1 protein-coding gene is annotated in these 361 nt (G+C 60.9%); it reads left to right on the top strand.

The features are described 5' to 3' along the window. Window positions 1-361: hypothetical protein (locus EN850_RS36880; protein ID WP_210238039.1), on the top strand; the 361-nt coding region annotated here is incomplete at both ends.

The following is a 361-nucleotide window of genomic DNA, read 5'->3' as shown; positions in this document are numbered from 1 at the left end:
CTGAGAACGTGCTACCGGCAGGCAACGCTGCGCAGCGCGGAGTTTCTTTCGCTGCATACAGCACTGGAACGCTACCTTCATCCCGCGCTCGCAGGTAGTGTGCAGCAGGGCCAGGTCTGGGGCATGCGGGATTTCTGGCCTGTCTGGGAATCCATGTGCCTGCATGATGCCCTGCAACAGGCGAGCGACACGCACGGCACATCCGTCGTCACCTGTGACAGTACTTATCTCCCATCCCACCCCATCGCCATCGAGCAACGGGACACCTGGGGACAGCGACAGCATTCAATGTTATCCCATAACGGACTCTGTCGCCGTCCCGACCTGTTGTTGCAACGCGGCTCCGCGTACACCGTGGTCG

This window comes from Mesorhizobium sp. M8A.F.Ca.ET.207.01.1.1 (assembly GCF_004794715.1).
Classification (GTDB): domain Bacteria; phylum Pseudomonadota; class Alphaproteobacteria; order Rhizobiales; family Rhizobiaceae; genus Mesorhizobium.
The sequence above is the reverse complement of the archived record's forward strand: the minus strand, read 5'-3'. Positions and strand labels throughout refer to the sequence as shown.